9 protein-coding genes are annotated in these 12853 nt (G+C 60.5%); 3 read left to right on the plus strand and 6 right to left on the minus strand.

Features of this window, described 5'->3' with window-relative positions:
- Position 1: 1 nt before the first annotated feature.
- Both NKI67_RS05165 and NKI67_RS05170 read left to right on the plus strand, forming a co-directional pair.
- The gene (locus tag NKI67_RS05165) at positions 2-1438 is read left to right on the plus strand and encodes a hypothetical protein (protein ID WP_352634296.1); all 1437 of its coding nucleotides are present in this window, start codon (positions 2-4) and stop codon (positions 1436-1438) included.
- The gene (locus NKI67_RS05170; protein WP_352644609.1) at positions 1435-3789 is read left to right on the plus strand and encodes a caspase family protein; all 2355 of its coding nucleotides are present in this window, start codon (positions 1435-1437) and stop codon (positions 3787-3789) included. Before NKI67_RS05165 ends, NKI67_RS05170 begins: the two co-directional genes overlap by 4 nt.
- A 646-nt stretch (positions 3790-4435) precedes the next feature.
- On the opposite strand, the gene NKI67_RS05175 is transcribed toward NKI67_RS05170, so the two are convergent.
- Together NKI67_RS05175 and NKI67_RS05180 are read right to left on the minus strand one after the other, a co-directional pair.
- Complete coding sequence (locus NKI67_RS05175; RefSeq protein WP_352644611.1) at positions 4436-5623, minus strand: IS256 family transposase; 1188 nt, start codon at positions 5621-5623, stop codon at positions 4436-4438.
- A gap of 353 nt (positions 5624-5976) precedes the next feature.
- On the minus strand, positions 5977-8031 hold the full coding sequence (locus tag NKI67_RS05180; protein ID WP_352644680.1) for a M3 family metallopeptidase: 2055 nt from the start codon (positions 8029-8031) through the stop codon (positions 5977-5979).
- A gap of 222 nt (positions 8032-8253) precedes the next feature.
- Between NKI67_RS05180 and NKI67_RS05185 the strand changes: the two genes are divergently transcribed.
- A complete protein-coding gene (locus NKI67_RS05185; RefSeq protein WP_352636929.1) occupies positions 8254-8682 on the plus strand; it encodes a hypothetical protein in 429 nt (142 codons plus the stop codon).
- 116 nt (positions 8683-8798) lie between these two features.
- Here NKI67_RS05185 and NKI67_RS05190 read toward each other — a convergent pair whose 3' ends face one another.
- From NKI67_RS05190 to NKI67_RS05205, 4 genes are all read right to left on the minus strand, one after another.
- Entirely contained in the window at positions 8799-9209 is a 411-nt protein-coding gene (locus NKI67_RS05190) for a nuclear transport factor 2 family protein (protein ID WP_352636928.1), read from the minus strand.
- 10 nt (positions 9210-9219) lie between these two features.
- On the minus strand, positions 9220-9864 hold the full coding sequence (locus tag NKI67_RS05195; protein WP_352636927.1) for a carbonic anhydrase: 645 nt from the start codon (positions 9862-9864) through the stop codon (positions 9220-9222).
- A gap of 166 nt (positions 9865-10030) precedes the next feature.
- Positions 10031-11056, minus strand: coding sequence for a transporter (locus tag NKI67_RS05200; protein ID WP_352594108.1), 1026 nt, complete (start codon positions 11054-11056; stop codon positions 10031-10033).
- Between the two features lie 86 nt (positions 11057-11142).
- Positions 11143-12747 carry an inorganic phosphate transporter gene (locus tag NKI67_RS05205; protein ID WP_352644614.1) on the minus strand — a complete coding sequence of 535 codons (1605 nt, stop codon included), beginning with the start codon at positions 12745-12747 and terminating at the stop codon, positions 11143-11145.
- Positions 12748-12853: the final 106 nt, after the last annotated feature.

Below are 12853 nucleotides of genomic sequence, written 5' to 3' on the forward strand. Positions count from 1 at the left end.
CATGGCATCGCAATGTTGGATCAATCTTGGCGCCGATGGCAGGTTCGCGGCGAGCGGAAAATTATCGAGCACGCCCGCCGATGTCGATCACCTGCTAGGCGATGCGTTGGGCGACGCCTCACAGCTCGTACTCTACTTTCATGGGGGGCTGGTAAACGAGGCGTCCGGGCTCATAAGCGCGGAACGGATGTCGGGTAATTACGGATCGACGGCAGCCTCGGTAGGGATTATTTGGGAGACGGGTCTTGCCGAAACGTTCCGCGATAACCTTCTGTCAATCACGGAAACCAAGGTCTTCAAGAAGGCGCTTTCTTGGGTGCTAGCCAAGGCAGGTGTCGGCGATGACGGCGGAGCCAAGGGCATAGGTGGTGGCCCACTCGCTGCCGCAGAAATCGAAGCCATGCTTGAGACACCGGAGGGTGCAAGGGCGCTTGATGGCGCACTTGCAGCCCAGGCCGATGCCGCCCAATTGGCCGCGAGTGCAAAAAGCAGCGGACTTGATGACCTCGACGCGGAGGCGATCGCTAGCGACCTTGAATATGATTTTGCGGCCGACCCTTCGTTACCTGATCTGATCGATTTGGCAGTGCTTGGGTCTGATCCGATTCGCCGCAAACTGGACCTCGAGGACGGTGCGAGAGGCGCGACTATTACTGGCGTTGCTTTGTTCATCGGTAAGGTCGTCGTTGCCGTGATCCGCCGCTACCGCAGCGAGACGGCGCATGATGTTCTTCCAACCGCAGTGGAGGAGTTGCTGCGCGCTGCCTATCTTGGCGACGTTGGAAAGTTCGCCTGGGACGCAATGAAGGCAAAAGCGCAGCGGATGTGGACCGACGATGGGGCAACGCCCGGCGTGAACGGCCACGGTGGGGGATATATGCTGCGGCGGCTCGAAGCGCTGCAGGCGGCCCGGCCGGAAATGATCATCGATGTCGTGGGCCACAGCGCTGGATCGATCGCTATCTGTGAGATGCTGGCAGCGATTGAAGCTGACCGGCGCACAATCCGGTTGCGCAATATCCTTTTCCTGGCGCCCGCCGTCCGTCTGGACCTTTTCGCCCGTTGGATTCCTCGCGGGCCGCAGATTTTCAAACGCTTCCGAATGTTCACGATGACCGATGCCGCGGAAAAGCAGGATCGTATCGCCGGCCCGATCTATCCTCGATCGCTCCTCTACATGGTCTCTGGTTGCTTCGAGGATCGCCCCGATGCGGCCATTGTCGGCATGGATCGTTACCTTCGACGCGCGGCGACCTCAGCCGGACGTGACTATGACGATGTGCGCCTTTGGTTGCAGGAGGGTAACCGGCTTGCTTATTCTCCAAGCCCCGCCCGTACCGCGCAGGGCCTCCAAACGAATTCCCTTCACCACGGCAGTTTCGACGACGATCCGGCTACCCTTGCTAGCCTCCGCTTCATAGTGGGAGCAACACCATGACCCACGCACCGGACGACTATGCCTTGGTTATTGGCGTCAACGATTATCCGGAGTGGAACAAGGGCGCGAAATCGCTCAAGGGTTCGGTCAAGGACGCGACTGATTTTCGCGATTGGCTAATTCATAAGGACGGCGGCGGCCTCGCGCCGGAGAATGCAAAGCTCGTCGTTTCGACTGTTGAGCCACTAGGCCCGCGGCAATGGATGATCGACGATGCCTTTCGCGCGATCCGTAATCAGTCCGAGGGAAAGTTGCGGCGGCGCTTTTATTTTTATTTCACTGGGCACGGCCATAGCCGTGCCGGTTCGTGGCAGCAACAGTCGCTCTGTCTCGCGAACTGGTCACCACTCGATGCTGGCGCTGCTCTTCATTTGGAAAGCTACATAAAGGCCTCGATTGGCTGTTTGAAATTTTCAGAAAGCGTCTTTTTTCTCGACTGCTGCCGCGTTCGAGCCGTGGTTCCGCTGGGGCAGCAAAGCGAGTTGGAGTGCGGGGACCCGGACGCAAGACACCGCTATTCCGCGATTCTCTTTGGGAGCGATCAGTACGAGCCCACATTTGAAGGAGAGGTCAATGAGGAGATTCGGGGTTACTTTACCGCCGGTCTGCTGACAGTGCTCAAACAGGGGACGATCGAACTTAGCGACCTCCTCGACCGACTGAGGATCATAGTCCCGGATCTTGCAAGACCCAAAGAGCAGACAGTTCGAGCAGTCCCCGCAGACACAAAGATTTATCTTGGTCCTCCAGATCGCAAACCACTGCTGGAGAAATATGCTGACGGCGGGAAAGGAGTCGGCACGCAGGTTTCAATCTCGGTGAAGAGCAGCCTGACCGGCAGCAACACTGAGCAGGACGCGCCCACACCCCGGCCCGGCGACATTAGCATAATTCGCGACGATTTTCTTATCGCTCGCGGCGTTGGTTCTGTCAGCAAGCAGCTTATTCCGGGACATTATCAGGTCCGCATTGATCATGCGGAGGCATCTATCACTTACGACATTGATGTGGGCGATCAACCGGTTGAGCAGCAGTTCGACCTTCCCCGACGCGCTTCTGCGACTCTGCTATCCAGCACAATAGACAAGCACGAGTGGCTGACCGATCCGGTAGTCGATGCAAGCAAATGGGATGCTTCGCAGGGCGGCCAGGCTATTTTCGTTTCTGTGCGTTCGCGGCAGCCGGGCGATGCGACGCCGATGGCAAGATCGCTATCGCTGTCGCTAAACAACCGAGGCAAGAATATCGCCATCTACGAGGGAAACTCACTGCATCTCGTGGAGCCGGGGACCTCTGACCTGCTTTACTTTGGCTCTGAAGGAGACATTTCAATCCTGCCGATCCCCATCGCGAAAGGGTGGGACACACACGTATTTATTCTGACTTATGAGGGTCGCCCCCAGCTTCCGACCGCTTCTATATCTATGCGGCCTTCTGGGGTCGGCTTCGATCCGTCCGATGCGTTGATTGATGCCTACGAACGGGGCATTGCAGACCTTGTGACCGGCGGCCCTGGACCTGACCCTGAAACTCTCGACTATTTGCTCTGGGGCAAATATCGAAACCCACTGTTCGGCTTGCTAGGCGCGCACTTTTTGATTCGCAAGCTTCGACGCGATCCCAAACCGGATCCCAACGATCTCCAACGTCTCGCGATCGTGGTCGAAAATTTGGGTGAGCTGCTTGGTGCGGATGCGCCCGACGTCGTTGCTCTGCGCCTTTGGAGGCAACTGATCTCCAAAGAGTGGCCGAGGGAACCTTTAGCTGGGCACTTGCCGCTGTTCAATGTCGGTTTCCAAGCTTTCATAGAGGCGACGGCATCGTCTGACGCAGCGATGGACAGCAGGCTCGACGACGTCGCGCTTGGCCTCGACGGGAATTCGCCATGGACGTTGTGGCGGCCTGCAAGGACCAGCAGCGTGTCCGCGAGTTGGAGCCTCTATCCGACACCACACACTACGTTCCATTTGGAAAGCGAATCGATTGGCAGGCTGAAAGCGATCGAGAAACTGTGGCGCAGAGATGGCTTTGTAGTGGAATCGACGCAGGCTGGCAGCTTGCGCAAGCTTCGGGCAATACGCCCGGAAGGTCACCGTCCCCGAAATTTCGATGCCGCCAGTCAGGCCAACACAATTCTCAGCATTCCTGACTGGGTGGTGAGTTACATGCGTGAGGCAGTTAAACAGAGCACGCGAACAGGCGGTGCGCTTGATCTTAGCCGGCTAGTCCGTCGCACTATGTTGCCGATGAATGTCCTCGTGGCAGCGAAGTCTCTGGCGGAACAGTCTGAAGACGACGGTGGGGTGGTGGAGCCTATTCGAAGCTTCGGCACCGCCCCGCCTGTCGATTAGGAGGAAGCTTCTCCGCACTGGTTATGCCACGACATTTTCGTGAGGAAACAGAAAAGATCACGCCGACAAGGATGAGGATGACGGCGAAATGTCTGCCTGAGCCGCATGAGTGCTGATCGCCCATCGCGAGCGCTTGTGGCGCCGGCTCAGCGAAATCCGGCTTGCTCCGAAATTTTGCTACAGACTTGCACGCACCCGGCCCCCGCATGAGACAACCGTTTTGGGGGAACGGGCGGCATCGATCTAAACCACGAAGCCCCCCATTAACCAAACTGCGGCACCAGCGAACAAAAAAAGCGGCCAACCGCGCAAGAGCTTGGCATTCCGGGGCAAGTCGCTGCGGGACAGTTGACTACACGGCTGTTAGCACCAAACGTACAGGAACCGGCGTCACACCAAGCAAAGCGCGAGGTTGTGAGCCAACCCTTGCTCTGGTTTTAGCTCTGGTTTTAGCTCTGGTTTTAGCTCTTATTAAACAGCTAAGTCATTGAAATCATTAGCATCCTATTGCCAGCGAAGGTCTCCCTCTCCGCCACTTCGGAGTTGTGTGCGTCAAGTTCTGCAAAATGGCGTGGCATTGCGGTGACGTCGGCGTGTCCGCCGCGCAGCTCCCGTGTTTAGCGGAGCGGCGGACACATGACGGTGCTCAGGCGGCCAAGGCCCTCAGGCTCTCCTTCTTGTGCTCGCGCAGATGATCCATGTTGAGGTAGCGGGTCGCCTCGAGCCAGTTCTCGTGGATCTCCACCGCCAATGCCCGAACCAGCCGCAGACAGCTCCGCGGGTTGGGGAAGATGCGAACGACCAGGGTGCGCCGCTTGATCTCCTGGTTCAGCCGCTCCAGCATGTTCGTCGACTTCATGTGCTTGTGGTGGGCAAGCGGCAGCCGATAGAAGCTCAGCGTCTCCTCGATGTTATCTTCCACCCAGTTGACCAGCTTCGGGTATTTGGCCTGCCATTTGGCGATCCACTGCGCCAGGTCGCGTTTGACCTCGGCAAGGTCGCGCCGGTCGTAGAACCATCTGAGCTCCATCAGGCAATCGTCGTCGACCTTGCGCGGCACGTAGTCGAGCGCGTTTCTGAGGAAGTGCACGTAGCAGCGCTGCCAGACCGCCTCGGGCAGCACTTCGCGGATTGCCGCCCTGAGCCCCGGATGGTCGTCGGAGACGACGAACTCGACGCCGGCGAGCCCGCGATTCTTGAGCCCCGTCACGAACTCGCGCCAGCTCGAATGGCTCTCCCGGTTGGCCAGCTCCACGCCCAGAACCTGGCGCCGGCCCTCCCAATCCACGCCGATCGCCACCAGCACCGCCTGGCTGGCGATCACGCCCGCCTCGCGAGCCCGTTCATAGCGCGCGTCCAAGATGAGATACGGATAGCTTTCCTCGAGCCGCCGCGTGAAGAACGCCTTGAGCGCCTCATCCAGCCGCATCGTCGCCTCGCTCACCGTCGAGGCCGAGAAAGAGTGGCCGCACAATTCCTCCGTCACCGCCTTCACCTTGCGGGTCGAGACGCCCTGCACGTACATCTCGACCAGCGCCGACACCAATGCCTTCTCCGAACGCTGGTAGCGCTCAAACAACTCCGTCGAGAACCGGCCAGCCCGATCCTGCGGAACGCGAAGCTCCAGCACCCCGACCCGCGTCACCAGCTTGCGCTCGTAATACCCGGACCGGTAACTCGTCCGCTCCCCTTTCTCGGCCCCGATCGCCTCCGTCATCTCGGCTTCAAGAACCTCCTGCACGACAGTCTGCAATGCCTGGCGAAAGCCGTCCTCATCCGACAACAGCAACGCTTTCAACTCGCCTCTGCTCAGTCTAACGTCTCGATTGGTCATGGCACTTCCCCTTCCACGGGAATCGGTGATCGCAACGTCACCACCGTGCCATGGCCGCTCGCCCCTCAGAGCAAGCCCCGTTCTCTCTCCAAAACTTTTTGCAGAACCTTCAGCACACTATCGGGCAAGCTGTCGTTGCCTACCCCCGCACAGCCCGTAGCGCCGCCATGAACGCGGCTCCTTCGGCCGGAACGATGGAGACCGCATTAAGTGCAGTCACCTCAACGACGCGGCCGCAGCCAACGAGGCCGAACGGGACCGGCGGAAACCGGATCAGGCGGTGCGCAACCCGCCGCCATGACAGCCGAGATCAATCAGGATGGAAAGAGAACGGTGACAAGAGCGGGCATGCATCACACCAGCCCGCGCTTGGCCATCATCGCTTCCGGGGAAGGCATCTTGCCGCGGAAGGCGGTGTAGAGTTCTTCCGGGTCCTTTGAACCGCCGGCGGCGTAGATGTTCTTGCGCAGCCGCTCGGCCAGCGCCGGATTGAAGGGATCGCCTGTTTCCTCGAAGGCGGCGAACGCGTCGGCGTCGAGCACTTCCGACCACATGTAGGAATAATAGCCGGCCGAATAGCCGTCGCCGGCAAAGATGTGGCCGAAATGCGGGGTGCGGTGACGCATGGCGATGGTGTCGGGCATGTTAAGCCGTTCCAGCGTTTCGGCTTCGAAACGAAGCGGCTGGTCCGGCGCATCCGGGCGTGCGTGGTAGGCCATGTCGACCAACGCCGAGGCGGTGAACTCGACCGTGGCGAAACCGGCGCCGAAGGTGCGCGCCGCCAGCATCTTGTCGACCAGCGCCTTTGGCATCGGCTTGCCGGTCTTAACATGCAGCGCATGCTTTTCCAGCACCGCCGGCACCGTCAGCCAGTGTTCGTAGAGCTGCGAGGGCAGCTCGACGAAATCGCGGCTGACCGAGGTGCCAGCGACCGATGGCCAGGTGACGTCGGTCAGCATGCCGTGCAGCGCGTGACCGAATTCGTGGAACAGGGTCTTGGCCTCGTCGACCGACAGCAAGGCTGCCTCGCCGGCCGGCGGCTTGGCGAAATTCATTATGTTGTAAATGACCGGCTTGGAGCCATCGCCTAGCTTGTAGCCGGATTTCAGCGCGCTCATCCATGCGCCGGAGCGCTTCGAGGGTCGCGCGAAATAATCGGCGAGGAACAGGCCGCGCTCGCTTCCGTCGGCATTCTTCACCACGAAAACCCGAGCGTCCGGGTGCCACGTGGCAATGCCCTTCTTTTCCTCGAAAAAAATGCCGAACAATCGTGTTGCAACGTCGAAACAGGCCTCGATGATGCGGTCGAGCTGCAGGTACGGCTTCAGCTCGGCCTCGTCGAAGGCGAATTTCTCTGCGCGCAGCTTCTCCTGATAGAAGCGCCAGTCCCAGGCAGCGAATTTCTCGTTGCTGCCGGCTTCGGCCGCCAGCCGCTGCAATTCGGTTTGGTCGCTTGCGGCCTTTTCCACCGCCTTTTCCCAGACCGGATCGAGCAGCGCGTGCACCGCCTCCGGCGTCTTGGCCATGGTATCGTCGAGCTTCAATGCGGCGTAGGAAGGATAGCCGAGCAGCTTCGCCTTCTCGGCGCGCAGGCGCAGCATGTCGCGCACCACTTCCGTGTTGTCGGTGGCGCCGCCATTCTGACCACGCATGATGAAGGCGCGAAACGCCGTCTCGCGCAGATCGCGGCGTTCTGAGAAGGTCGAGAACGGCTCGTAGATCGAACGCGACAAAGTGACGGCGTAGCGGCCCTTCTGGCCGCGCATCTCGGCGGCTTCCGCCATCGAGCTTTTCAGGAATTCCGGCAGGCCGGCAAGGTCGGCCTCGTCGAGGAACAACGCCCAGTCGCGCTCGTCGGCAAGCACGTTCTGGCCGAAATTGGTGCCGAGCGACGACAATTCCTCGTTGATCGAGGCCAGCCGCTTCTTGCCTTCGGCGTCGAGCCTGGCGCCGGAGCGGACGAAGTTTTTCCAGGTCTTTTCCAAGACCCGCAGCGTTTCGGCATCGAGCTTCAAAGCATCGCCGCGCTGATAGAGGTGGTCGATGCGGGCGAACAGGCGTTCGTTCATCGAGATTGCCGAGAAGTGCCGCGACATCTTTGGCGAGATGTCGCGCTCCAGCGCCTGGATCGCCTCATTGGTGTGGGCGCCGGCGCGGCACCAGAAGATCGAGGAGACATGGTCGAGCGCCTCGCCGGCAAGCTCGAGCGCGGCAAGTGTATTGTCGATGGTCGGCGTCCCGGTGTTGCCGGCAATCGCCTCGATCTCGGCCTCATGCGCCTTGAGGGCCGCGTCGAAGACCGGAGAAAAATCGCCGTCGCCGATGCGCGTGAAATCGGGCAGGCCGAGCGGCCCTTGCCATGCGGTCAGCGGATGGGCGGCGAGGTCGACGGTGGACGGCATGGGCAAACTTTCGCTGAGTGGCGGGAGGAGGCGGATCGTCACCGATGTAAGGCGCCGGCCGGTTGCGCGCAACAGCACGCCTGGTTAACGCCGACGCGTGCCCACATGGTGCCGTGAGTATCGTTCGAGCCGAATTCTATGCGTACCAAGATTATTATCTTGTAACCTGCATTTTCCTTCGACTGAGGCTTCCACTCGTATCCTGACACCTGATCCAAAGGAACCTTAATGAGAGTAGAATTCTATGGCCTCACGTTCGACCTACCTGCCGGATGGGTAGATATAACCGGCGATCTTCCAGAGGGGTCGCCACCTACCTTAGCCAAAGAAACGGACGGCGGCGGCGCGGTTCAATTCTCTATTGCGAAGTATCGTAGCGGAGAAAAACCAACCGTAGACTTTAACGTTCTGAGACCATTTATGATTCAGTTTTGCCAAAATAATTCCATAGATGTAGGTCATATCACAAACAACGAGTCTGAAGGTATAATCTCTGTTGGCGTATTGTCAGAGGCCGTGGATCAATTGCTATCTGCCTGGTATTTGTCGAATGGGAATGATGTTGTATTTATGACATACGTCGGTATGGCTAATGACACGGATTGTCTGAAAGAATTGGACGTTGCCCGAGCAATCGTGTCGTCTATATCGTTTTAGAGACTTCGATATTGGGTGGAATTACGGGAATTACGATGACAGTGCGCTTTTTAGACGCGAGATAACGCGGCAATTCCAGCGCCCGTCACCAAAAAAGCCCTGGGCGGAAAACTCCGTCAGTAGCCGTCGCAGTTTTCGGCGATTGCGGCCTGCGAACTGGCGGTGATCTGGTCGTTGGCGACGGCAAAGGTCTCCTGCATCAGCATGTCGTTGCTGGGAAAATCATAGCAGGCGATCACAGTGGTGACGCCGCTCTCCGATTTCTCGATCCGGTGGCGGATTTCGGCCCCGGCGACGGCGCCTTGCCACTCGGCGATCGAGGCGATGAATTCCTGCTTGCTTTGCACGACGCCGAGGTCGTCGAGCTTGATGCGGACGTTGTCGGCGAGCAGGTCCGACAATTCGCTGCGGTCGGCGACGAGCAGTGCCGAATACCAGCGATCGATGATCGCGCTATCGTCGGCACGGGCGAAATCTGCCGAGCACAGCAGTGCCGCAGCCGCGAACGCGTCCCGAAGTCGCGTCATGCCTTGTCTCCTACTCCATCTCCGGCCGCTCGAAATCGCCGGTGTCCTTGTTCATCACCCAAAGCTCGCCGGTCGAGATGTCGAACCAGGCGCCGTGCAGCGATAGCCGCCCCTTGCCTTCGAGGATCGAGACGCAAGGAAAGGTGCGCAGATTGGCAATGGAATAGCGGATCGAGATGCGCTCCAGCGCCGTCTGGCGCTCGGTCGCCGTCATGAAGGTGCTCGACGACACGGTCTCGGCCGCCGGCGCGATCAGGCTCATCCATTTGCCGATGAAATCGCCCGGCGACAATGGGGCGGCCGTGGTGTCGAGCGCTGCGCGGATGCCGCCGCAGCGGCCGTGGCCCATCACCACGATGTTCTTGACCTTGAGGCTCTGCACCGCAAATTCGAGCGCCGCCGATGTCGAGTGGAACTGATCGTCTGGCGCATAGGGCGGCACCAGATTGCCGACATTGCGCAGCACGAACAGCTCGCCCGGCCCGGCATCGAAGATCGCTTCGGGCGCGGCACGGGAATCGCAGCAGGCGACGATCATCGTTTCCGGTGCCTGGCCCTCTCGCGCCAGCGAGCGATAACGCCCGCTCTCGGTGAGATAGCGGCCATTCATGAAATTGCGGTAGCCGGTGAGAAGATGCTCGGGAAGATGGGGCATGGGCAGCGGTGGGAGCCTTTCCGGGTTAAAGGCACGGTTCAATCCCGAAAGGCTCTAGCGCATCGGCCTGAAAATCGGAACCGATTTTCGGAAGGCGGGATGGCGTGGTTTCGAGGTGGCAGCCCGTATTTTGACACAGGTGAACGAACGCCGCCATTAATCGGCCTCAGAACCGCAGATTGGCGCCGGCGCGCAGTAGGAGCCAGTAGAACAGGCCGGTCGCGCCAACCGCCAGCAGCATCGCCAGGAAGAAGCCGCTGGGACTCTCGGCAAATGGCAGTCCGCCTGTGTTCATGCCGAAAATGCCGACGATCAGGGTTCCTGGCAAAAGCAGCGCGCTCATCACCGCCAGCGCCTTGAGGCTACGGTTCGATTCGTCGGCAAGCTCAGCCGCAAGCTCCTCCTGCAGCAGCCTTGCCCGGTCGTTGATCATGACGACCTCGCGGTCGAGCCGTTCAAGGCGCGCAGCAAGCCGGCGCAGAACTTCATGTGCGCCGGCGGAAAGGTTCCAGGCGGAACGGTCTTCGTCCTGGAAAAGCGCTGCCAGGGCCGAGATCGGCCGATGCAGGGATACGGCAAGGCGGCGCACATCCTTCAGCTGCCGTTTTTCGTCGGCAAGCCGCTCGGTCACGAGATGATCCTCGACTGCATCCAGCCGCTTCGTTGCCGCGGCGAGCCGCAGGCTGGTGGTCTTGCAAAAAGCCATGACTAGCATTTCGAACAGCTCGAATGCCGTGGCCGGCCGCAGCCCCGCGGCAAGGGCCGTGTGCACTTCCTCCACTGCCGCCAGCGGATGCCGGCGGCCGGTGACCAGCAGCCGTTCCGAGACCGCAAAATGCAATCTGCCGATGGTCGTCGACTGATGGGTGATCTCGCCATGCAGATCGGCCGAAATGCCGTGGACGACGCCATTCTCATGCGCCAGCACTAGGCTGTCCTCATGTCCTTCGAGGATTGCATGAGCCGACGCCGGCAGCGCGCAGGCATGGCTGACCCAGGAATGGGCGCGCCGGTCGACAAGGTCGACATGCAGCCAGACCCAGCCGCCCGCTGAGGCCAGCGCGGCCTCTATGTCTCGGGGCGCCAGCGGTTCGGGAGCTTTGCCGGGAGCGGCATGATAGGCCCAGACCAGCCCGGGAGCATGATGCTGGTCGTCCGCGGCAAGCAATGTCAGATGCGATGCGTCATTCATGGCCGCCGCCGAAACGATGCACGTTCAGGTGATCAGGGCGGCGCCGGGGCCGGTGCCGCGACATTCTGGTCAAACCCTGCCCCCGCTCAGAACACCTGGCGGAAGATGACGAACAACACGAAGGCAAGACAGATGGAGACCGGAAGGGTCAGTATCCAGGCCATCAGCATGTTGCGCACCGTCGACCATTGCAGGCCCGAGCCGTTCGCCGCCATGGTGCCGGCAACGCCCGAGGACAGCACATGGGTGGTTGAGACCGGCAGGCCGAGATAGTCGGCCGATGCGATCGTCGCCATCGCGACAAGCTCGGCGGACGCACCCTGACCGTAGGTCAAATGGCTTTTGCCGATCTTCTCGCCGACGGTGACGACGATGCGCTTCCAGCCGACCATGGTGCCGAGGCCGAGCGCCAGCGCGATGGCGACCTTGACCCAGAGCGGGATGAACTTCGTCGCGTTGTCGACCGCCTTATGGTAGGTCGTCACCGCCTTCAGGTCGTCTGCCTCCATCGGCAGCAGCTTCTTCTTGTCGATCAGCTTCAGCGCTTCACCGATAAGATAGATGTTGTTGCGGGCGTTGCTGACCAGCGTTGTCGGCAGCTTTTCCACGGACGGATAGGGCGACAACATGGCGCTGGTGTCGTGGATGAAGCTCTGCAGGGCAGGCGTGGTCTCGTCCTTCCAGGTCTTGGTGCGAACGGCGTCGCCGACCGCGGTCGCCGCGTCAGTCACGACGACGCCGGGCTTGACGTATTTGCCGAGTACCGTTTCGACTTGCGTCGCCGCCGATTTGTAAGCTTCGAGATAGTTCACGTCCGGTGTGCGGTTGAGCGCGAACGCGGTCGGCACGACGCCGATCAGGATGAGCATGATGAGGCCCATGCCCTTTTGCCCGTCATTGGAGCCGTGGGCAAAGCTGACGCCGGTGCAGGTGAAAATAAGCAGCGCCCGAATCCACAGCGGCGGCGGCGCGCTCGACTTGGGCGCCTCGTAGAGCTCGCGGTTCCTGACCAGCAGCTTCATCACCAGAAGCAGCAGTGCAGCCAGGCCAAAACCGACCAGCGGCGAGATCAGGAGCGACAGGCCGACATTGGACGCCTGCGACCAGTCGACGCCGCTGGTGACGGAGCCGGCCGGGGCCATGAACTGGTTGGCGAGACCGACGCCGATGATCGAACCGATCAGCGTGTGCGAGCTCGAGGCCGGCAGGCCGAGATACCAGGTTCCGAGATTCCACATGATCGCTGCGACCAGCAGCGCGAAGACCATGGCTAGCCCCGCGCTCGATCCGACCTGAAGGATCAATTCGACCGGCAGCAGCGATATGATGCCGAAGGCGACCGCCCCGCTGGCGGTAAGCACGCCCAGAAAGTTGAAGAAGCCGGACCACATCACCGCAAGCTCAGCCGGCATGGAATGCGTGTAGATCACCGTTGCCACCGCATTGGCAGTGTCGTGAAAACCGTTGACGAATTCGAAGCCGAGCGCGATCAGCAGCGCCAGCCCAAGTAGGATCCACGGCACCGCGATGGTGCTGGTCAGGTCCTGGCTGAGCGCGTAGCCGACATAGGCAAGGCCGCCCAGAATGATGACGGCAAAGGCCGGCAGAAACCATTTGCCGGTGCCGTTTGGCCGGTCAAGCGGATGCTCCGGCCTTGGAATTCCTGCTTCGCTTGAAACAATATCGACCATACCCCACTCCTCCTGCGTTGCAGCAAAGAATGGGAGGACGCTATGTCGGCAGGATGAAGCCTGTGTGACGGCGGGCACTTTGGGTTGACGCAACGGGCGATCGACG

Source organism: Mesorhizobium sp. M0408 (genome assembly GCF_040321495.1).
Taxonomy (GTDB): domain Bacteria; phylum Pseudomonadota; class Alphaproteobacteria; order Rhizobiales; family Rhizobiaceae; genus Mesorhizobium.

Coding starts and splice junctions, on each gene's coding strand:
- NKI67_RS05205 (WP_352644614.1), bottom strand. CDS start 12,747: ATGGTCGATATTGTTTCAAGCGAAGCAGGAATTCCAAGGCCGGAGCAT.
- NKI67_RS05185 (WP_352636929.1), top strand. CDS start 8,254: ATGAGAGTAGAATTCTATGGCCTCACGTTCGACCTACCTGCCGGATGG.
- NKI67_RS05200 (WP_352594108.1), bottom strand. CDS start 11,056: ATGAATGACGCATCGCATCTGACATTGCTTGCCGCGGACGACCAGCAT.
- NKI67_RS05165 (WP_352634296.1), top strand. CDS start 2: ATGGCATCGCAATGTTGGATCAATCTTGGCGCCGATGGCAGGTTCGCG.
- NKI67_RS05170 (WP_352644609.1), top strand. CDS start 1,435: ATGACCCACGCACCGGACGACTATGCCTTGGTTATTGGCGTCAACGAT.
- NKI67_RS05175 (WP_352644611.1), bottom strand. CDS start 5,623: ATGACCAATCGAGACGTTAGACTGAGCAGAGGCGAGTTGAAAGCGTTG.
- NKI67_RS05195 (WP_352636927.1), bottom strand. CDS start 9,864: ATGCCCCATCTTCCCGAGCATCTTCTCACCGGCTACCGCAATTTCATG.
- NKI67_RS05190 (WP_352636928.1), bottom strand. CDS start 9,209: ATGACGCGACTTCGGGACGCGTTCGCGGCTGCGGCACTGCTGTGCTCG.